This window comes from Deferribacterota bacterium (assembly GCA_034189185.1).
Lineage (GTDB): Bacteria > Chrysiogenota > Deferribacteres > Deferribacterales > UBA228 > UBA228.
The window spans coordinates 1-19,700 of record JAXHVM010000019.1 but is presented as its reverse complement, the minus strand read 5'-3'; the positions used below and the strand labels follow the sequence as shown (position 1 = coordinate 19,700).

General features: G+C 32.1%; 40 protein-coding genes. All 40 read right to left on the bottom strand.

Going from position 1 to position 19,700, the window contains the following annotated elements; translation table 11 throughout:
• Nucleotides 1-188: hypothetical protein (locus SVN78_02675; protein MDY6820510.1), on the bottom strand; the 188-nt coding region annotated here is incomplete at its 3' end.
• Nucleotides 189-340: 152 nt separating this feature from the next.
• Nucleotides 341-1,015, bottom strand: coding sequence for a rhomboid family intramembrane serine protease (locus tag SVN78_02670; protein MDY6820509.1), 675 nt, complete (start codon nt 1,013-1,015; stop codon nt 341-343).
• Nucleotides 1,016-1,029: 14 nt separating this feature from the next.
• Complete coding sequence (atpE, locus tag SVN78_02665) at nt 1,030-1,347, bottom strand: ATP synthase F0 subunit C (GenBank protein MDY6820508.1); 318 nt, start codon at nt 1,345-1,347, stop codon at nt 1,030-1,032.
• 19 nt (nt 1,348-1,366) lie between these two features.
• Nucleotides 1,367-2,038 (bottom strand): F0F1 ATP synthase subunit A, encoded by a 672-nt coding sequence (atpB, locus tag SVN78_02660; protein MDY6820507.1) that lies wholly within the window; start codon nt 2,036-2,038, stop codon nt 1,367-1,369.
• Complete coding sequence (locus SVN78_02655) at nt 2,038-2,268, bottom strand: hypothetical protein (GenBank protein MDY6820506.1); 231 nt, start codon at nt 2,266-2,268, stop codon at nt 2,038-2,040. Before SVN78_02655 ends, atpB begins: the two co-directional genes overlap by 1 nt.
• A gap of 118 nt (nt 2,269-2,386) precedes the next feature.
• Nucleotides 2,387-2,614 carry an AtpZ/AtpI family protein gene (locus tag SVN78_02650; protein ID MDY6820505.1) on the bottom strand — a complete coding sequence of 76 codons (228 nt, stop codon included), beginning with the start codon at nt 2,612-2,614 and terminating at the stop codon, nt 2,387-2,389.
• Nucleotides 2,611-3,879: a glutamate-1-semialdehyde 2,1-aminomutase gene (hemL, locus tag SVN78_02645; protein MDY6820504.1), complete on the bottom strand. Its 1,269-nt coding sequence runs from the start codon at nt 3,877-3,879 to the stop codon at nt 2,611-2,613. Before hemL ends, SVN78_02650 begins: the two co-directional genes overlap by 4 nt.
• Nucleotides 3,880-3,895: 16 nt before the next feature.
• Nucleotides 3,896-4,393, bottom strand: coding sequence for an ATP-binding cassette domain-containing protein (locus SVN78_02640; GenBank protein ID MDY6820503.1), 498 nt, complete (start codon nt 4,391-4,393; stop codon nt 3,896-3,898).
• 37 nt (nt 4,394-4,430) lie between these two features.
• The gene (locus SVN78_02635) at nt 4,431-5,027 is read right to left on the bottom strand and encodes an ATP-binding cassette domain-containing protein (protein MDY6820502.1); all 597 of its coding nucleotides are present in this window, start codon (nt 5,025-5,027) and stop codon (nt 4,431-4,433) included.
• A gap of 1 nt (nt 5,028) precedes the next feature.
• Nucleotides 5,029-5,397, bottom strand: coding sequence for a 50S ribosomal protein L17 (gene rplQ / locus SVN78_02630; protein MDY6820501.1), 369 nt, complete (start codon nt 5,395-5,397; stop codon nt 5,029-5,031).
• Entirely contained in the window at nt 5,384-6,388 is a 1,005-nt protein-coding gene (locus SVN78_02625; GenBank protein MDY6820500.1) for a DNA-directed RNA polymerase subunit alpha, read from the bottom strand. Before SVN78_02625 ends, rplQ begins: the two co-directional genes overlap by 14 nt.
• 37 nt (nt 6,389-6,425) lie before the next feature.
• Nucleotides 6,426-7,052 (bottom strand): 30S ribosomal protein S4, encoded by a 627-nt coding sequence (gene rpsD / locus SVN78_02620; protein MDY6820499.1) that lies wholly within the window; start codon nt 7,050-7,052, stop codon nt 6,426-6,428.
• Between the two features lie 15 nt (nt 7,053-7,067).
• Nucleotides 7,068-7,448 (bottom strand): 30S ribosomal protein S11, encoded by a 381-nt coding sequence (rpsK, locus tag SVN78_02615; GenBank protein MDY6820498.1) that lies wholly within the window; start codon nt 7,446-7,448, stop codon nt 7,068-7,070.
• 11 nt (nt 7,449-7,459) lie between these two features.
• Nucleotides 7,460-7,828, bottom strand: a complete 369-nt coding sequence (gene rpsM / locus SVN78_02610) for a 30S ribosomal protein S13 (protein MDY6820497.1) — start codon at nt 7,826-7,828, stop codon at nt 7,460-7,462.
• 9 nt (nt 7,829-7,837) lie between these two features.
• On the bottom strand, nt 7,838-7,951 hold the full coding sequence (gene rpmJ / locus SVN78_02605; protein ID MDY6820496.1) for a 50S ribosomal protein L36: 114 nt from the start codon (nt 7,949-7,951) through the stop codon (nt 7,838-7,840).
• Between the two features lie 10 nt (nt 7,952-7,961).
• Complete coding sequence (gene infA, locus SVN78_02600) at nt 7,962-8,183, bottom strand: translation initiation factor IF-1 (protein MDY6820495.1); 222 nt, start codon at nt 8,181-8,183, stop codon at nt 7,962-7,964.
• A gap of 13 nt (nt 8,184-8,196) precedes the next feature.
• The gene (gene map / locus SVN78_02595; GenBank protein ID MDY6820494.1) at nt 8,197-8,943 is read right to left on the bottom strand and encodes a type I methionyl aminopeptidase; all 747 of its coding nucleotides are present in this window, start codon (nt 8,941-8,943) and stop codon (nt 8,197-8,199) included.
• Nucleotides 8,940-9,578, bottom strand: coding sequence for an adenylate kinase (locus SVN78_02590; GenBank protein MDY6820493.1), 639 nt, complete (start codon nt 9,576-9,578; stop codon nt 8,940-8,942). Before SVN78_02590 ends, map begins: the two co-directional genes overlap by 4 nt.
• Nucleotides 9,575-10,888 (bottom strand): preprotein translocase subunit SecY, encoded by a 1,314-nt coding sequence (gene secY / locus SVN78_02585; GenBank protein MDY6820492.1) that lies wholly within the window; start codon nt 10,886-10,888, stop codon nt 9,575-9,577. The genes SVN78_02590 and secY overlap by 4 nt, the downstream gene beginning before the upstream one ends.
• A gap of 6 nt (nt 10,889-10,894) precedes the next feature.
• The gene (gene rplO, locus SVN78_02580; GenBank protein ID MDY6820491.1) at nt 10,895-11,338 is read right to left on the bottom strand and encodes a 50S ribosomal protein L15; all 444 of its coding nucleotides are present in this window, start codon (nt 11,336-11,338) and stop codon (nt 10,895-10,897) included.
• 1 nt (nt 11,339) lies between these two features.
• Nucleotides 11,340-11,849 carry a 30S ribosomal protein S5 gene (rpsE, locus tag SVN78_02575; protein ID MDY6820490.1) on the bottom strand — a complete coding sequence of 170 codons (510 nt, stop codon included), beginning with the start codon at nt 11,847-11,849 and terminating at the stop codon, nt 11,340-11,342.
• Nucleotides 11,850-11,861: 12 nt separating this feature from the next.
• Nucleotides 11,862-12,221, bottom strand: coding sequence for a 50S ribosomal protein L18 (rplR, locus tag SVN78_02570; GenBank protein ID MDY6820489.1), 360 nt, complete (start codon nt 12,219-12,221; stop codon nt 11,862-11,864).
• A 27-nt stretch (nt 12,222-12,248) separates the two neighbouring features.
• Nucleotides 12,249-12,785 (bottom strand): 50S ribosomal protein L6, encoded by a 537-nt coding sequence (gene rplF / locus SVN78_02565; protein MDY6820488.1) that lies wholly within the window; start codon nt 12,783-12,785, stop codon nt 12,249-12,251.
• Nucleotides 12,786-12,795: 10 nt separating this feature from the next.
• Nucleotides 12,796-13,194 (bottom strand): 30S ribosomal protein S8, encoded by a 399-nt coding sequence (gene rpsH / locus SVN78_02560; protein MDY6820487.1) that lies wholly within the window; start codon nt 13,192-13,194, stop codon nt 12,796-12,798.
• Nucleotides 13,195-13,206: 12 nt separating this feature from the next.
• Nucleotides 13,207-13,392: a type Z 30S ribosomal protein S14 gene (locus SVN78_02555; GenBank protein ID MDY6820486.1), complete on the bottom strand. Its 186-nt coding sequence runs from the start codon at nt 13,390-13,392 to the stop codon at nt 13,207-13,209.
• Between the two features lie 11 nt (nt 13,393-13,403).
• Entirely contained in the window at nt 13,404-13,940 is a 537-nt protein-coding gene (gene rplE / locus SVN78_02550) for a 50S ribosomal protein L5 (GenBank protein MDY6820485.1), read from the bottom strand.
• 12 nt (nt 13,941-13,952) lie between these two features.
• Nucleotides 13,953-14,279 (bottom strand): 50S ribosomal protein L24, encoded by a 327-nt coding sequence (gene rplX / locus SVN78_02545; GenBank protein MDY6820484.1) that lies wholly within the window; start codon nt 14,277-14,279, stop codon nt 13,953-13,955.
• Between the two features lie 9 nt (nt 14,280-14,288).
• Complete coding sequence (rplN, locus tag SVN78_02540) at nt 14,289-14,657, bottom strand: 50S ribosomal protein L14 (protein MDY6820483.1); 369 nt, start codon at nt 14,655-14,657, stop codon at nt 14,289-14,291.
• 22 nt (nt 14,658-14,679) lie between these two features.
• On the bottom strand, nt 14,680-14,952 hold the full coding sequence (gene rpsQ, locus SVN78_02535; protein ID MDY6820482.1) for a 30S ribosomal protein S17: 273 nt from the start codon (nt 14,950-14,952) through the stop codon (nt 14,680-14,682).
• Nucleotides 14,945-15,145, bottom strand: a complete 201-nt coding sequence (gene rpmC, locus SVN78_02530) for a 50S ribosomal protein L29 (protein MDY6820481.1) — start codon at nt 15,143-15,145, stop codon at nt 14,945-14,947. Before rpmC ends, rpsQ begins: the two co-directional genes overlap by 8 nt.
• Before the next feature lie 20 nt (nt 15,146-15,165).
• Nucleotides 15,166-15,579, bottom strand: coding sequence for a 50S ribosomal protein L16 (gene rplP / locus SVN78_02525; GenBank protein MDY6820480.1), 414 nt, complete (start codon nt 15,577-15,579; stop codon nt 15,166-15,168).
• Nucleotides 15,566-16,240: a 30S ribosomal protein S3 gene (gene rpsC, locus SVN78_02520; GenBank protein MDY6820479.1), complete on the bottom strand. Its 675-nt coding sequence runs from the start codon at nt 16,238-16,240 to the stop codon at nt 15,566-15,568. The genes rplP and rpsC overlap by 14 nt, the downstream gene beginning before the upstream one ends.
• 1 nt (nt 16,241) lies before the next feature.
• Nucleotides 16,242-16,586, bottom strand: coding sequence for a 50S ribosomal protein L22 (gene rplV / locus SVN78_02515; GenBank protein MDY6820478.1), 345 nt, complete (start codon nt 16,584-16,586; stop codon nt 16,242-16,244).
• Nucleotides 16,587-16,871: a 30S ribosomal protein S19 gene (gene rpsS, locus SVN78_02510; GenBank protein MDY6820477.1), complete on the bottom strand. Its 285-nt coding sequence runs from the start codon at nt 16,869-16,871 to the stop codon at nt 16,587-16,589. It abuts the gene before it with no gap.
• Nucleotide 16,872: 1 nt separating this feature from the next.
• On the bottom strand, nt 16,873-17,703 hold the full coding sequence (rplB, locus tag SVN78_02505; GenBank protein ID MDY6820476.1) for a 50S ribosomal protein L2: 831 nt from the start codon (nt 17,701-17,703) through the stop codon (nt 16,873-16,875).
• Between the two features lie 12 nt (nt 17,704-17,715).
• Entirely contained in the window at nt 17,716-17,997 is a 282-nt protein-coding gene (locus tag SVN78_02500) for a 50S ribosomal protein L23 (protein ID MDY6820475.1), read from the bottom strand.
• Nucleotides 17,990-18,622, bottom strand: a complete 633-nt coding sequence (rplD, locus tag SVN78_02495; GenBank protein MDY6820474.1) for a 50S ribosomal protein L4 — start codon at nt 18,620-18,622, stop codon at nt 17,990-17,992. The genes SVN78_02500 and rplD overlap by 8 nt, the downstream gene beginning before the upstream one ends.
• Nucleotides 18,623-18,639: 17 nt before the next feature.
• Nucleotides 18,640-19,269, bottom strand: a complete 630-nt coding sequence (rplC, locus tag SVN78_02490; protein ID MDY6820473.1) for a 50S ribosomal protein L3 — start codon at nt 19,267-19,269, stop codon at nt 18,640-18,642.
• 9 nt (nt 19,270-19,278) lie between these two features.
• Complete coding sequence (gene rpsJ / locus SVN78_02485) at nt 19,279-19,587, bottom strand: 30S ribosomal protein S10 (protein ID MDY6820472.1); 309 nt, start codon at nt 19,585-19,587, stop codon at nt 19,279-19,281.
• A 22-nt stretch (nt 19,588-19,609) separates the two neighbouring features.
• The coding region (locus tag SVN78_02480; protein MDY6820471.1) for a hypothetical protein at nt 19,610-19,700 on the bottom strand (91 nt) is incomplete at its 5' end.

Here is a 19,700-nt window from a genome sequence, read left to right as displayed (position 1 = left end):
CTCAACTTCATAGCATATATTATTCTATCCCACTGTCTATCATCCCTTTTCTCCATATATACAATATTAGGACTGTGACAACCACCACATTTTATATCTATTATAGCAAAACTTTTATCATATGAACAAGAACTAATGAATAAACTATATATACTAAAAAAGAAAAAAATTATTATTAGTTTATACATAATTCTTTATAGCAGGAATATTATAATATAAAAAAAAAATCAAATACTTTAATACATTATACAAATATTTTACAAAATAAGGCGTAAAATTTAAAAATTTTAAAAAATATACAATTAAAATCCAATGGATAAATATATTTATAATAAACTTTTTAATTTCTTGATTTATATTTATTTAAATAATATATTCCAACAAATATTCCAAATATAAAACCACCTATATGAGCCCACCAAGCAATGCCACCTTCAATATTAGCCATTTGCTGTAATGATCCATTTATAAATTGAATAAAAAACCAAAATCCTAAAAATACAACTGCAGGTATGTCAACTACAGTAATATATATTATAATAATTAGCAGAGTTTTAATATAAGCATAGGGGAAGATTATAAAATATGCACCCATCACTCCTGCTACTGCTCCACTTGCCCCAATTGTGGGTATACTAACATCGGGAAATAAAATAGCCTGAATAATCAATGCAATTACACCAAAAAATATATAAAATAATAAATACTGAAAATGGCCAAACCTCCCTTCTACATTATCCCCAAATATAAATAGAAAATACATATTACTTAGCACATGGAATAAATTGCCATGCAAAAAAATGGATGTAAATAGAGGAACAATCTTTTCCTTAAGAGAAACAATATCAAAGGGAGCAAAAAATCTTGATGGTATAAAACCATATTCTAGTAAAAAATAGCTTAATTTTGCTCCCAATGATAATTGATAGATAAATATAAATAAATTAATTAGAATAATTATATAGTTTACATAAGGAAACCTCTCAGCAGGTATAGAATCCTTTAATGGAAACAAATATTATCCTAATATTATACAACAAATAATAATACCAAAGCAACAACCAAACCATAGATAGTAAGTGATTCAATCATCGCTAAGCCAATGATAAGTGCTGTAGTAATCCTAGGTGAACTTGAAGGGTTTCTAGCAATACCCTCCACAGCTGATGCTGTTGCTCGACCCTGACCAAGACCTGTACCTATTGTTGCAAGCCCAATTGCCAAGCCTGCACCCAGATAAATAGCCCACTTATAACCAGATGAATCACCTTCAGCTGCTAAAAGATTACCACTAGCAAAAGCAATAAATAGCACAGTATTAAAAATAAGTGCTAAAGCATTTTTCATATATCCACCTCCATATTATTTAATGTGCTTCCTCAAGTGCCCCAGAGATATAAACAAGGGTTAACAACATAAAGACAAAAGTTTGTATAAAACAGGTAAATATCCCTAAAAAAAACATTGGCAAAGGAATTAAATAGGGAACTAACATAAATAATACAGCAATTACTAGATCTTCACCAAATATATTACCAAAGAGCCTAATTGATAATGATAACGGCCTAGCCAAATGACTTATTAGTTCAATTATAATCATCAGAGGGGCAAGCCATATCACTGGGCCAATGAAATGCTTTATATAAGCAAGACCATGTTTTTTAATACCAATATAATTATAAGTAAAAAAAACTACAACAGCTGGAGCTACAGTTGAATTTAGATTAGACGTTGGGGCTATAAAGCCTGGTATTAACCCCAATATGTTTGAGAAAAATACATAAAAAGCTATCCCAAAAATAATCGGTATATAAGGTTTACCCTCTTCGCCTAATGTGTTAAGAGAAAAATTATATATCGATTCAACAATTGTTTCAAAAAAACTTTGTACCTTCCCTGGCACTTCTTTTGTCATATTTTTGGTAAAACTACCAATAATTAATAGTGCAGCAATGACAACAAAAGTCGTTAATACGTGTATATATTTATGCACTAAATCTTCAGGCAAGAAAGAAAATATGTTAATAGCGTGTTCCATTATTCGGCAACCCTCTTTAAATATATAATAAAGAAAACTGGTAAGGCAATACTAAAAGCTAAAATACCTGTAACTAATCCATAGATATCAAATATACCAAATGTTATCCATAAATACAGAAGAATTGTAAGTATTAATAGTCTAATACCACTATAGCCTATGTTAAGTTTATATTTTTTTATATCCTTTTTACTTAATTTCCTAATCATCATCAAAAAATTAAAAAACATCAAAAAAAAACCCACTAAATAATTTAATGTGAATATATATGTAATAAAATTTTTAAAAATAATCAACAGTAAAAAATATATAAATATAAAAATTGAAAAAAAGGTGATTAGTAAATGTCTAATCATCATTATTATCTGTCATTTGGGCTCTTTTTATAAAATATATCATATTTTTAAATCCTGCCAATACCCCAAAGATTAGAAATGTTATTGTTAGATAGGGTTTTGTATGAAAAAGTTTATCTAAATAAAGGCCAATAGCTAAACCTATTAAAATTGAAAAAACTATAGACAAGCCAACAGAACTTGCATTTATAAGAGATTTGTATCTTTTACTTAGCATCATTTAATAGTTTTAAGGAAATCCATCTGGTAATCTAGTGTTTTGTCTAATTCAGCTATTTGGTGAGAATCAGATAAAAATGTAGCTTCAAATTGGCTTGGAGCTAAATATATCCCCTTTGACAACATGTGATGAAAATATCTTGAGTATAGATCTCTGTTAACATCTTTTAAGTCATTAAAATTTCTAACTTCCCTATCACAAAAGAATATATTGCCCATGCCAGTTGTATAATTTACTTGAAAATTTAAGTTGACACTTCTCAGATTATCTTTCATCCCTTCAAATAATCTGATAGTCTTGTCTTTAAGCTCACTATAAAAACCGTCCCCTCTAATTTTTTCTAATGTTGCAATACCAGCAGACATTACAACAGGATTCCCACTTAGAGTCCCTGCCTGATAAACAGGGCCAATAGGAGCAAGCAATTCAAGGATTTCTTTTTTTCCCCCAAAAGCACCAATTGGCAAGCCTCCACCAATAATCTTTCCAAGACATGTCAAATCAGGCATTATCTTATATCTTTCTTGAGCCCCGCCTAGCGCAACCCTAAAACCAGTTATTACCTCATCAAATATGAGCAGTGCCCCTATTCTCTCACAAATTGATTTAAGTCCCCTTAAAAAGTTTTCATCAGGAAGAACAACACCCATATTGCCAGCAACAGGCTCAACAATAATACATGCAATGTTATTTTCTACGCCTTTTATCTGTTCTTCAACACTTATTAGATCATTATATGTTGCTGTTAATGTATCTTTCACTAAACTTTCTGGCACACCAGGTGTTGTTGGTATATTTAAAGACATTAGCCCACTGCCCGCTTTTGAAAGCAAGTAATCTGAATGTCCATGATAGCAACCCTCAAATTTTAATATTTTATCTCTTTTTGTATATGCACGGGCTAATCTAATTGCACTCATCACTGCTTCTGTTCCTGAATTTACAAACCTTATCATCTCAATAGATGGGACAGAACTTATAATCAATTCAGCAAGCCTAATTTCTAATTCATTTGTGGCGCCAAAGGAAGTGCCCTTTTTTAATGCATTAGATATAAATTTTATCACATTATCATCACAATGGCCAAGTATCAATGGACCATAAGACATAACATAGTCAATATATTCATTATTATTTATATCATATATTTTCGAACCCTTACCTCTATCAATCATTAAGGGCTTGCCACCAACAGCTGTAAAAGCTCTCACTGGACTATTAACACCACCTGGAAAGCATATTTTTGCTCTTTCATATAAATCCACTACTCACCCCTTTATATTACAAATTTATTACTCTACTCTCTAATAATATCTCATTAGATCTATTTGTGCAATATATTACAGTTTTATCTTTTCTTATAGATTTTAATAGGCTATTAATTTTTGCCTTATTTTCCTTATCAAGACCACAAAGTGGTTCATCTAATAATAATATCTTCTTATCTGAGTATATATTAGCATATAAATAAAATAATCTCTTTTCACCATCACTTAGATAATAAATAGATTTATTTCTAGCGTAATACAACTCCATATTTTTTAAAAGTTTATAACAGCATTCTTTATTATTAACAAAAGTAAAGAGTTCCTCAATTAGACTATCACAATATATATATTGCTCAACATATTGAGGAACATAACCTATATCGCATTTATTACCATAATAATATATAACATCAGTTTTATCGCTTTCTATAAATGCGAGCTTTTTTAACAGAGTAGTTTTGCCAGTTCCGTTTTTGCCAAATATACAAATAAGATCACCACTAAAAATCACCAAATCATTAATATTATCAATATTAATTATAAATTCTTTATTGATATTTATAATATGATAAAGAATCAAGTTCTAGAATCCCATCGGCAATATTATCAAGATAATCTTCACAAGTAGCAATTATAATTGCCCGGCCTTTACTCTTTAAATCTAGAAGACAATTTTTAAAATAAATTACTTCTTCATCATCAAGCGCCATTAAAGGTTCATCAAGCAATAGAGCTTCACAATTTTGATAAAAAGCTATATCAACGGATATCTTTTTTAGCTCGCCAGCTGACAATTCATTTACATGCTTATTACCCTTATAAATTTCATTGTATTTATCTAATTTATTTAGTCCTCTAAATTTAAGTTCGTCTGTAATATAGCCAGTTAAGAACATAAACATAGGGTTTGATGGAACATAACATTTACTTACACTTTTAGAAGTATTATATGATATATCCATTTTGCCTTTATCAGGCTTAATGCGACCATACAATAATTTTAAGAGTGTAGTTTTACCTACACCGTTTGAACCCTTTATTAATAGAATTGAATTAAATATAATATTGTAATTTATACTATTAAAAATTACCTGCTTACTATATGAAAAACTAAGGTTAGTAAGCTTTAATGTATATAGGCTCACATTATTTCAGCTTGTCCCTATCTACTAGTTCAATTAGTGCTAATGGAGCATTATCGCCTTTTCTTTCAGACAGCTTTACAATTCTTGTGTAACCACCATTTCTTTCCTTGTATATTGGTGCTACCTTTTCAAATAATTTCCCAACAGCCTTTTTAGATGGCAACCTCTTTAAAACCAGCCTTCTGCTAGAAAGGTCTCCTCTCTTGCCAAAAGTGATCAAAGGCTCTATAAAAGACCTCAATGCCTTTGCTCTTTCAACCGTTGTTTTAACATAACCATTTTCTATAAGCGAAACTGAGAGATTTCTTAACATCGCATATCTATGATCAGTATCTCTACCAAGATACTTAACTTTTCTATGATGCCTCATCTTTATCACCCCTTTGTGCATAATATCCAATACTTTCTAAATCCATTCCCAATGTTAACCCTAAATCATATAACACATTCTTTATCTCTTCTAATGATTTTCTGCCAAAATTCTTTGTTCTAAGCATATCGGCCTCTGTTTTACCGCAAAGCTCAGCCAATGTTTTTATCCCTGCATTCTTCAAACAATTATATGCTCTCACTGACAACTCTAATTCTTCTATACTTTTATCAAGAAGCTCAACAAGCTCTTTCTTAATTTCATCACCAGCTTCTTCCTTCTCTTCATATTTTGGCTCTTCAAAATTAATAAACAACTCCATATGATCTTTTAATATTTTTGCACCATAAGCTAATGCATCAATTGGTTTGACTGTGCCATCTGTTTCAATATTTATTATTAATGAGTCATAATCTGTACTTTGACCCACCCTTGCACTCTCTATATTATAACTAACCTTTTTAATAGGTGTAAATATTGCATCAATTGGTATAACGTCTATTTCATTATTTACAAGCTTGGAAATTTCTTCAGAAGGGACATAACCAATGCCTCTTTTTACAAATATCTCCATATCTAACTCATCATTATCATCAGTTATGGTGGCTATTAACTGTTCTGGATCTATAATCTCCAACAATGCATCTGCCTGGATATCTTTCGCCTTTACAAGTCCTTCACCCTTCTTTTTAATAGCATATCTTTTTGTTTCATGAGTATTCAAATTAAGACTCAATGACTTTACATTTAATATTATATTTACTACATCCTCTAAAACGCCTGGTATTACCGCAAATTCGTTTGTTACGCCCTTAATTTTTATTGCAAAAACAGCAGTTCCCTCAATAGAAGAGAGCAATATCCTCCTAAGAGAATTACCTATAGTAATGCCAAAACCCTTCTCTAAGGGTTCGATTCTAAAAACACCTTCTATATTATCATCTTTTTCAATAATTATTTCATTAGGTTTAATTATCTGTCTAAAATCCATCAACAACATAACACCTCCTGTTAACAAATAGGCACGCTTACTTAGAATACAATTCTACGATCAAATGCTCTTTAATATCAGGATATACATCCTCTCTCTCAGGTAATCTTAAAATCTTAGCTTCTAGCTTATCCTTATCTAAGGATAGCCAATTTGTAAGACCCCTACCTTCAGCAGTTTCAACAGCTTCGCGTACTAAACTTACTACCTTACTATTCTCTCGAATAGAAACAATGTCGCCCTCCTTTGTTAGATAGGACGGAATATTAACACTCTTACCGTTAACACATATATGCCCGTGTGTTACAAACTGCCTAGCCTGAGGTCTGCTCATTACTAGTCCAGATCTATAAACTACATTATCTAGTCTTCTCTCTAAGGTTATTAATAAATTTGTACCTGTAACACCCTTTGCTTTCACAGCTTTTTTAAAGTAGTTTCTAAACTGATTTTCTAACACACCATAAATTCTCTTAACTTTTTGTTTTTCTCTTAATTGTAATCCATAGTCTGACATCTTCCTTTTTCTCTTACCCTGTTGTCCAGGTGGATATCCCTTCCTTTCAAAGACACATTTATCTTTAAAACATCTCTCACCCTTTAAAAATAATTTAGCACCTTCTCGCCTACAAAGTTTACATACAGAATCTGTATATCTTGCCATAAAAAAACTCCTTATTTATACCCTTCTCTTTTTCCTTGGTCTACACCCATTATGTGGTATTGGTGTAATATCTCTGATAACAGTTATCATAATATCAGCAGCCTGTATTGCTCTAATAGCACTCTCCCTACCACTACCTGGACCTTTCACATTGATCTCTACCTCTTTTACGCCAAAATCCTTAGCAGTTTTTGCTACATTACTTGCTGCAATCTGAGCAGCATAAGGTGTTGATTTTCTAGAGTTTTTAAAACCTGTTGTTCCTGATGAGCCCCAGCATATAACATTTCCACTATAATCTGTAAAGGTAATAATTGTATTATTAAAGGTTGATTTTATATATGCTATCGCTTTATTGACAATTTTCTTCTCTTTTTTTCTTTTTGCAGTTGCCATAAAACCTCCTTTTATTTTCTTTTTATTCCACCTTTACCTGCTAAACCCCTAGCTGTCCTAGCATTACTCTTTGTCCTTTGGCCCCTGCAGGGCATATGGTTTTTATGTCTTAGGCCTCTATAACAATTAATCTCTATTAATCTTTTTATATTTGACGTTACTTCCCTACGAAGCTCTCCTTCAACTACTAAATTGTTGTCAATATATTTTCTTATAGATGATATTTCTTGCTCTGTAAGCTCGCCTATTTTTTTATTTTTATCAATACTAACATCATCTAGTAGCTTTGATGAAGTTGCTCGTCCTATTCCATAAATATATGTTAAGCCAACTTCTACTCTTTTATTATTGGGTATATCAACCCCAGCAATCCTTGCCATTATAACCTCCTAACCTTGTCTCTGTTTATGCCTTGGATTTTCACATATTACTCTTACTATACCTTTTCTTTTTATAACTTTACATTTTAAACATATAGGTTTAACTGATGCACGTACCTTCACAATATTCCTCCTATTTATGTCTATATGTTATGCGTCCTTTTGTTAAATCATAGGGTGACATCTCAACAGTAACCTTATCCCCAGGTAATATTCTTATATAATACATCCTCATCTTCCCTGAAAGGTGTGCTAATATAATATGTCCAGATTCTAATTTCACTCTAAACATAGCATTTGGCAATGCTTCTACAACTTCACCATTCATTTCAACAACATTATCTTTCTTTGCCACTTTTCACCCTTATCTAAGTTAATATTACTGGTCCATTATCTACAATAGCCACGGTATTTTCATAATGAGCAGCTAATGAACCATCCATTGTTCTAGCAGTCCACCCATCATCTTCAACAATAACTTTCGAACTCCCCATACTAATCATAGGCTCTATCGCTAAAGTCATACCATTTTTTATCATTGCTCCTCTATTTCCCTTTCCATAATTTGGTATCATCGGATCTTCATGTAAATTTTTCCCTATCCCATGACCAAAAAAATCTCTAATTACACTATATCCCTTAGTCTCAACGTATCGTTGTATTTTATTTGATATATCACCTATCCTCTTTCCGTCATAGCACATCTCTATTCCTTTAAAAAATGCTTCCTTTGCAGTATTAACAAAATCCATTATTTTATCTTCAACATAACCCACAATATATGTCCTTGCAGCATCTGCGTGATAATTTTCTCTATAAGCCCCAACGTCTATACTTATAATATCTCCCTCTTTTAAGGTATAATCAGAGGGTATCCCGTGAACAACTGTATCATTTATTGAGATACAGCTACTTGCAGGAAATCCCCTATAACCTTTAAATGAGGGATATGCAGAATGCATATATATATGCTTTTCTATAAATTTGTCAATACTTTTTGTAGTTGCACCTTTTTTTATTACCTTTTCATCCTCTATTCTTTTAAATAATGATTTAAGTATTTCACCGGTTCTTTCCATTATTTTAATTTCATCAATACTCTTTACGATTATCATTTAAGCATATCTAAGATAATTTTAAATACATCATTTGGATCATTGCTACCATCAACAGTATGAAACCTTCTTCTGTCTTTATAATATTCAATTAATGGGTAAGTTTCTTTTCTAAATACCTCTAGCCTCTTTTTTACCGTATCAACATTATCATCTTTCCTTGTTGAAAGTCTACCCCCACAATAGTCACATAAATCATACTCTTTTGGTGGATTAGACATTATATTATATATTTTATTACAATTTACACAATATCTTCTTGCTGTAAGCCTAGATATAACAGTATTATCATCAACATCAATATATATGATATAAGGTTCGTCTAAACCTAGCTCTTTAATCAGTTTATCTAAGGCCTTAGCTTGGGCTACATTACGAGGAAATCCATCTAATAAAAAACCTTTATCTTCATTTTTTATTCTATCCTTTATCATGTTAATGACCAAATCATCGGGCGCTAAAAGTCCTTTATCAGAATAACTCTTTGCCTTTATACCTAAAGGACTCCCCTTTCTTATTTCATCCCTTATTAAATCACCGGTAGCAATATGGTTAAGCCCAAAATGTTCTCTAATCATATTAGCCTGTGTCCCTTTGCCTGCACCAGGGGCACCAAGTAAAACAACATTTTTCATATATATCCCCTTCCTTTTATCTTTCCTGCTCTCAAAAATCCCTCATAATTATGGGTAACTAAATGCGCCTCTACTTTTTGCATAAAATCCAAACCTACACCTATAACAATTAATAAACTTGTACCACCAAAGTAAAAGGGCATATTAAAATAACGAATTATAATTTGTGGTAATATAGCAACTATTGATAGATATATTGCTCCAACAAAGGTTAAACGTGTTAACGTATAATCAATAAACTTACTTGTTTCAGGACCTGGTCTTTTACCAGGTATAACACCACCACTTTTCTGTATATTTTCTGCAATGTCATCGGGATTGAAGATAATAGAAGTATAAAAATAGGTAAAGAATACTATTAATACAATGTATATCAGATAATATACAGCTGAATTAGGTGAAAAATAATAACCTATCTTTGCAACTATTTCATTATTTGAAAATGTTGATAGTGTTGCAGGGAATGCAACAATTGAAGCTGCAAATATTATTGGTATAACACCAGATGGATTGAGTTTTAAAGGTAGGTATGATGTTGTTGGTTTTGATACACCAAAGCCTATGCTTCTTCTTACATACTGAATTGGGAGCCTCCGGTTAGATATCTCCATAAAAACAATTGCAGCTGTAATGAAAAGCATAATTGCTATTATTGAAATTAATGTTAAGATTTGTATTTCACCTGTCCTAAATAGATTATAAGTATTAATAACTGCTGCAGGAAATCTAGCTACAATACCGGCAAATATAATAAGTGATATTCCATTACCAATTCCTTTTTCTGTGATCTTTTCACCAAGCCACATTAAAAATACTGTTCCAGTAGCAAGAGTAATAGTTGTAATAATACGAAAGGGCCAACCAGGATACATAACAATATGACCACCCCCTGGTGCTGTCATTGATTCTAAACCTATAGAGATTCCTAATCCCTGAATACAACTAATTAGAACAGTCCCATAGCGGGTATAGTTTGTAATTTTACGCCTGCCTTCAACGCCTTCTTTTTTTAACTCAGCTAATTTTGGGGAAACAACTGTCAACAATTCTAGAATAATGGCAGCTGAGATATAAGGCATAATTCCAAGTCCAAATACAGTTAATCTACTTAGTGCTCCACCAGTAAACATATCAAAAAAACCCAAAAGATTTCCACTTTGTCTCGAAAAAAATTGTGATAGTGCTTCTGAATCTATACCAGGAACAGGTACATGTGTTCCTATTCTATACACTACTAATAATGCAAAAGTAACAAATAATTTTTTTCGTAAATCTTTGATTGATAATATTTCTATAAATTTATCTATCATTAATTTTTAACTTTCTATTGATGAATTTGATTTCTCAATCTTATCTTTAGCATTCTTCGACATTATATTTATTTTAAAAATCAATTTTTTAGTTAATTCTCCTTTTCCCAATATTTTTACATTGCCTTTGTCTTTCTTAATTAAACCCTTACTTTTCAGCGATTCTATACTGACTTCTTCTCCTTCATTAAACCTATCGTTAATAACATCTATATTAACTATTTCATATTCTTTGCTAAATCTTTTGTTATTAAAGCCTCGCTTAGGCAATCTTCTAGTTATAGGTATTTGGCCACCTTCATACCATGGATATACCTTCGATCCAGTTCTTGATTTTTGTCCTTTTGTACCTCTACCAGCAGTTGTCCCTAGACCACTACCTTGACCCCTGCCAAGTCTTTTTCTGTTCTTTTTTGTGCCTTTTGCTGGTTTTAAATCATGTAAATACATTCTATGCACCTTCTTTACTTATTTTAATAATATCATTAATTGTTTTTCCTCTAATTATCGCTATCTCATCTAATCTCCTTAATTGTTTAAAACCATCTATAGCTGCGTTAAGTATATTAATAGGGGTTCTACTTCTAAAAGATTTCGCAAGTATATTATTTATGCCAGCTAATTCAAAAAGTGTACGTGTTACACCACCTGATATAATGCCTGTACCAGGTGCAGCTGGCTTCATTAACAATTCAGCTGAGCCAAACTTACCAATAACTTCATGAGGTATTGTATCTTTTACCACTGGCACTTCTATTATGTTGCTTTTTGCATCATCCAACGCTTTTCTTATAGCATCGGGTATCTCTTTTGCTTTTCCTTTTCCAATACCAACCTTACCAGCCATATTTCCAACAATAACAATTGCCGTAAATTTAAATATTCTTCCCCCTTTTACAACCTTTGTCACCCTCCCAATATTTACAACCTTATCAACTAATTGTTGTTCTTCTTCTGTCACTTAACTACCTCCTTAAAACTTTAGCCCGTTATTCCTTAATTCATCTGCCAATGCTTTAATTTTTCCGTGATACTTATAACCTGAACGATCAAATTTTACTTCAGTTATTTTCTTCTCCATTGCCCTAGTCGCTAATCTTTTTCCTATGTCAGCTGCAATCTCTTTATTTAATTTTCCACTATATTTTTCTCTTAAATCTCTTTCTAAGCTAGATGCGCTAACTACAGTACTTTGGTTAGCATCATCCACTATTTGAGCATATAAATACCTATTACTCCTAAATATAGTAACCCTTAATTTATCACTACTTCTCATCTTTTTTCTTATGCCTAATTTCCTTCTCTTTCTTTTCAAATCTTTATACTTGTCCATAGCATCAACCTCATTATAAGCTATATTTTACTTTGCTGCCTTGCCCTGTTTCAATACTATATGCTCTCCCTCGTATCTAACCCCTTTTCCCTTATATGGATCAGGCTTTCTAATATTTCTTATCATTGCTGCAGTTTCACCAACCTTTTGTTTGTCAAACCCTTTTATTTCGATCTTCTGCGGTGATAACAACTTAAATTCTATGCCTTCTGGTGGGTTAACAACAATTGGATGTGAATAGCCAAGACTCAACTCTAAATTTTTACCTTTCATATTAGCTCTATAACCAACACCAACTATATCAAGTCTCTTACTAAAACCTTCTGTTACACCAACTACCATATTATTTATTATAGCCCGCATCAATCCATGAAAGGCTTTAACCTTTCTGGAATCTTTTGTTCGCTTAACTATAATAGTATTATCATCTATATTTAGCACAACATTATCTACTAAATCAGTTACTAGCTCACCTTTTGGACCTTTAACCCTAACTTTTTTATCATCAACATCTATATTCACACCATTTGGTATCTTTACCGGTAATCTACCTATCCTTGACATAAATAACACCTCACCATAATTGACATATATATTCACCACCAATGTGCAAATGTTTGCACTCTTTAACAGTCTTTAGCCCTTTCGAGGTTGATATTATACCTGTTCCTAACCCACCTAGTACTAATGGCATATCCTTTGGCTTTATATATCTTCTTCTACTTGGCAAGCTTACTCTTTTTAAACCTCTGATTACAGGTTCACCATCCTCAGTATACTTCAATATAATCACTAAACTCTTTTTCTTGTTCTCTTCATTAACATTATAGTCTTTTATAAAGCCTTCTTGTAGCAATAGTTTAACTATTGATTCCTTCATTTTTGAATGCGATATTACTACCTCATTATGTTTCATAGTTATAGCATTTTTTATTGACGATAACATATCTCCTATGGGATCAGACATACTCATACATAAACTCCTTTACCAACTAGATTTAACAACACCTGGAATATATCCATTGTGTGCATATTTCCTAAAACAAATTCTACACATATCAAACCTTCTTATATATGCTCTTGATCTACCACAAATAGGACACCTATTATATTCTCTAACCTTAAACTTTTTCTTCTTAAAAGCGCTATAATATTTTGATTTTTTTGCCATTCATACCTCCTTTATGCAAAGGGCATACCAATTGCTTTTAATAATTCTTTTGCTTCTTCATCTGTTTTTGCTGTAGTATTAATCACAATATCTAGACCTCTTATTTTATCAACTTTGTCATAGTTTATATCAGGGAATACAATTTGTTCCTTAATTCCTAAAGCATAATTACCTCTACCATCAAAGGAATTAGGATTAACCCCTCTAAAATCTCTCACCCTAGGAAGCGCAATATTAATTAATCTCTCTAAGAACTCATAAGCTCTCATGCGTCTTAACGTTACTTTACATCCTATAGGCATACCATTCCTTAATTTAAAACCAGCAATTGATTTTTTTGCTTTGGTGATTACAGGCTGTTGACCAGAAATAGCTCTTAAGTCCCCTACAGCTTTTTCTATTATTTTAGCATTTGTAACAGCTTCACCCACACCCATATTTAATACAATCTTATCAATTTTTGGCACTTCCATTAAATTCTCATATTTAAACCTATCCATCAACTTGGGAATCACACTATTTTTATATTTCTCGTATAACCTTTCCATTATCTTAAACCCCTATTTATCTATTATTTCTCCACATTTTTTGCAATACCTACTTTTTTTACCTTCCTTCAGATAAGTATAGCCAAGCCTCACACCGCCTTTACATTTCTTACAATAATACATAACATTTGATATATCTATTGGCATAGTCTTTTCAATAATACCACCATCAGGATTTTCTTGTGTTGGTTTTGTGTGTTTCTTTGCTATATTAACATTTTCTACAATAACTTTACCCTTTTTTCTATTAACATTTATTATTTTTGATATTTTATCCTTATCTCTACCAACAGTCACTATAACACTATCATCTTTCTTTAATTTATATTTACCTTGCATTTATACCTCCTATAAAACCTCAGGTGCCATCGATATTATCTTAAGATAACCCCTTTGCCTAAGCTCTCTTGCAACAGGGCCAAAAACTCTTGTGCCAATAGGCTCAACCTGCTTATTTACCACAACTGCGGCATTATCATCAAATTTTATATACGTTCCGTCATTTCTTCTCTTCTCTTTCTTTGTTCTAACTACAATTGCCCTAACAACAGAACCCTTCTTGACATTACTATCAGGTGCAGCATCTCTAACGCTAGCAACAATGATATCACCTAATCGACCATATCTTTTTTTAGAACCACCCAATACTTTTATACATTTAATAATCTTTGCTCCTGAATTATCTGCTACAACTAAATTAGTGTTAACCTGTATCATTTCCCTACACTCCTAATTTCATTTATTCTATTTCTTTTACATCAACAGGTCTTTCTAAAAGGCGTAATAATCTCCATCTTTTAAGTTTACTTATAGGTCTAGTCTCAACAATCTCAACTATGTCCCCAGGTAATGATTCTCCTTTTTCATCATGAACAATATATCTTTTGCTACGTTTTATGTATTTATGATATTTTGGATGTTTTTTCAGTTCTTCAACTAAAACAACAACCGATTTATCCATTTTATCGCTTACAACTACACCTCTTCTTGTTTTTCTTGTTTTTCTATCTATCACTTTGGTCCTCTTTTGCTCTTATTATTGTCTTAATTCTTGCTATATTTTTTTTTGTTTTACTAATTCTAGAAGTATCTTCTAACTCACCAGTTTTTAATCTAAATCTTAAACGAAACAACTCTTCATTAAATTCAGTTAATTTACCATACAATTCGTTAATATTCAATTCTCTTATTTCACTTACATTCATTATTAATCCCCATAATATGTTTATACATTTTTAGATAAAAACTTACATTTAACAGGCATTTTATGTGCTGCAAGTCTAAAAGCTTCTCTGGCACCTTTTTCATCAACATCTGCTATCTCATAAAGAACTGTCCCTTTCTTCACCCTTGCAACATAATATTCAACAGCACCTTTCCCTTTACCCATCCTTGTTTCTGCTGGCTTTTTTGTTACAGGATGATGTGGAAATATTCTAATAGTGAGTTTACCACCTTTCTTAACAGATCTATTTATTGCAATTCTGCCAGATTCTATTTGTCTACTAGTAATCCTACCCTTTTCATCGGATATCAATGCAAAATCACCAAATACCAAGCTGTTGTTTTTAGTAGCAACTCTTCCCCTAATTCTACCTTTAAATGCTTTCCTATATTTAGTTTTTTTAGGCATTAACACTGGCTTCAACCTCTCTTTTTATTTTACTTGTATCCTCAATTCTCTCACCTTTAAATATCCATACTTTTACACCAATAATACCATAAGTAGTAAATGAATCTGCAACACCATAATCTATATCTGCCCTAATTGTTTGTAACGGCATTCTACCTTTAATGTACCATTCTGTTCTAGACATCTCAGCACCACCTAATCTTCCAGAGCATGCAACCTTAATACCAAGAGCACCACCTTTTGTTGCTTGAAACACGGCTCTTTTCATTGCCCTTCTAAAAGGCACTCTCCTTCTGATTTGAGCTGCAATATTTTCAGCTACTAACTGAGAATCAAGTTCCGGCCTTTTCACTTCTCTTATTACTATTAAAACTACAGAATCTGTATAAGCCTTTAACCTATCCTTAATCTCTTCTATATTAGACCCTTTCTTACCTATTAGTACACCTGGCCTGCTAGTATTTAAGGTGATCCTAACTTTCTCTCCCATCCTTTCTATATCAATTGATGAAATACCCGCATCATAATATTCTTTTTTTAAAAATTTTCTAATCTTATCGTCCTCAGCTAATTTCTTCCTGTAATCCTTCTTTGAAGCATACCATTGCGATTTCCAAGGCTTTATAATACCTAATCTGAAACCATGGGGGTTAACCTTTTGTCCCATATTAATCCTCCATCTCTGATAAAATAACAGTTACATGTGATGTTTTTTTTCTTATCATACTAGCTCTCCCAAAAGCTCTTGGCATAAACCTTTTATAAACCGGGCCATCGTCAATCTTCAGAACACTGATATAAAGTTTTTCAATATCTCTATAGGACTTATTTTCCTCTGCATTAGCAACAGCAGACTTTATAGCCTTTGATATAAATAAAGATGATTTCCTCCTATTAAAGTGTAATAACCTTAAAGCATCATCAACATTTCTACCTCTTACCATGTCTGCAACTACCCTTGCTTTCCTGGGGGAGACCCTTACTCTTTTAATTATAGCCTTTGCTACTTCCATCTATCTACCTCTTTTCCCACGTTTCTCATCTTTTTTATGTCCTCTAAATGTTCTTGTAAAAGAAAACTCACCTAATTTGTGGCCAACCATATTCTCATTAATATATACAGGTATAAACTTGTTCCCATTGTGCACTGCAAAAGTCATACCTACCATATCTGGTATAATAGTACTTCTTCTAGAATATGTCTTAATAACTCCTTTGTCACCAGTCTCTTTCTGTTTATTTATCTTTTTTAATAGACTCTCATCAACAAAAGGTCCTTTTTTTAATGATCTAGGCATTTTACCTCCTGTTTCTCTTGCTAACTATATATTTATTAGATTGTTTATTTTTCTTTCTCGTTTTATATCCCTTTGTAGGTTTACCCCATGGCGTTGAAGGGTGTCTCCCGCCAGAGGTCCTGCCTTCACCTCCCCCATGAGGATGGTCTATAGGATTCATTGCAACCCCTCTTACCGTTGGTCTAATACCCAAATAGCGCTTTCTACCAGCCTTACCTAAAGAAACGTTTTCATGATCTAAATTACCAAGTTGTCCAATTGTTGCCCTGCAATCAGAATATATCAATCTTATTTCACCAGATGGTACTCTTACGTGACAATAACGCCCTTCTTTAGCAAGCAACTGCGCATATACTCCTGCAGATCTTGCAATTTGTCCACCTTTACCAGGTCTTAACTCTACATTATGTATCAATATACCTACAGGCATATCTTTCAGCTTTAACGTATTACCAGGCTTTATATCAACACCTTCACCACTTTCAACAAAATCACCAACCTTCAATTCATTTGGAGCTAATATATATCTTTTTTCACCATCAGTATATGCAATTAAAGCAATTCTTGCACTTCTATTTGGATCATATTCTATTGTCTTGACTCTTGCATTAATACCATCTTTATTTCTTTTAAAATCTATTATTCTGTAAAGCCTTTTAGCTCCACCACCTTTGTGTCTTACTGTTATTCTGCCCTTATTATTTCGCCCACTTTTTTTACCTAAACTAACTAAAAGCTTTTTTTCAGGCTTATCTGAGGTTATTTCATCTCTCTTTTCATAACTACTCTGCCTTGTACCAGGTGTTATAGGTTTTAACTTTCTAATAGCCATAAATTATACCTCTCACACAAATTCAATATTTTCACCTTTTGCTAATGTAACAACAGCTTTTTTCCAATCGCTTCTCCTACCAACAACAGTACCAAATCTCTTCTTTTTCCCCCGGTAATTCATAATACATACCTTTTTAACTTTAACATCGAACAATTTCTCTACTGCATCCTTTATTGCATATTTATTTGCATCCTTTAATACCTCAAAGGTTACCTTGCCTTGCCCCTCTTTTATATTAACTGCTTTTTCAGTTAATATTGGTTTTTTAACAATATTATATAGATTAGCCATATATATACCTCTTGATTAACTTTTCAAAGCTTTCACTCTCTATCACAATATGTTTAGCATTAATTAGATCATAAACATTTATTGAACTTAAAGGAAGTAACTTTACATATTCTAAGTTTCTCACAGCTTTAATTGTATTCTTATCAATATTATCATCAATAATCATAAGTACTTTTCTATCACCAGCAATATTTAATAATATATTATTGGCATCCTTTGTCTTTCCACTTTCTATTGATAATTTATCAACTAAAACAAATGCATCATCATCTAATTTTGCTTTAATAGCTGATTTTATTGCACTTTTTATCTTCTTTTTGTTCATCTTAGATTTATAGTCTCTTGGCTGTGGCCCAAATATTACACCACCACCGACCCATAAAGGAGACTTATTACTACCAACCCTTGCCCTACCTGTGCCTTTTTGTCTCCATGGTTTTTTATTAGATCCAGTAACCTTAGCGACATTTTTAGTTGAAGCACACCCCTTCCTAATATTACTCAACTGATTTATCACTGCTTCGTGCATCAACGAAATATTGGGTTTTTCACTCATAAACCCATCATCTATACTAAAGTTATTAACCTTTTCTTTTTTTAAATTATATACATTAATATCTTGCATATTTACCTCGTTAATATTTAAACTGCTTTCTTACTTTTTTTCAAAAACAATATAGTATTTTTATGCCCTGGTACAGCACCTTTTACAAAAAACAAGTTATTCTCTTCATTTATCTTTACAACTTCTAAATTCCTAACAGTTATCCTTTTTCCGCCAGTACGACCTGCCATCTTTTGCCCCTTTTTTGTTTCTCCGGGCTTAACACACATACCAATTGATCCTGGTTTTCTATGGGATGTAGAACCATGAGAGGAGGGACCTCCCGAAAAATTATGTCTCTTCATTGTTCCCTGAAAACCTTTCCCAATTGATATTGATGTAATATTTAGATATTTTGCTTCTTTTAAAATCCCAATATTTACAATATCGCCTATATTATAATCATTTTTTTCATTTATTCTAAATTCTTTTAATATTTTACAAGGTTTTATCTTCCTTTTTTCAAAATAACCTTTCATTGGACTATTTATTTTCTTTTTATTAATTTCAATAAAACCTAATTGCACTGCCTCATAACCATCTTTCTCGGAAGTTTTCTTATCTACAATACTACATGGCCCTGCCTCAATAATTGTAACAGGAATTGCAAATCCTTTTTCATCAAATATTTGGGTCATACCAATTTTTCTACCTATTAATCCTTCCATATCATGCCTCTATAATTTTATTTCTACATCAACACCAGCAGATAATTCAAGCTTCATTAAAGCATCAATAGTCTGTGTATTATATTCATTAATATCAATAAGTCTCTTATGAGTTCTAATCTCAAATTGCTCTCTAGATTTCTTATTAACATGTGGAGACCTCGTTACCGTATACCTCTCTATTTTAGTTGGCAAAAATATTGGCCCAATAACATTTGAGCCCGTTCTTTTTGCTGTGCTAACAATATCTTTTACTGCTCCATCTAACAATCTATAGTCATATGATTTAAGTTTAATTCTTATCTTTTCTTCAGCCATCTCTAACCTCAAATATTAAATATTATTCAATAATATCTGTTACTACTCCTGCACCTACTGTTCTACCACCTTCCCTTATAGCAAACCTTAAACCTCTTTCCATGGCTATAGGG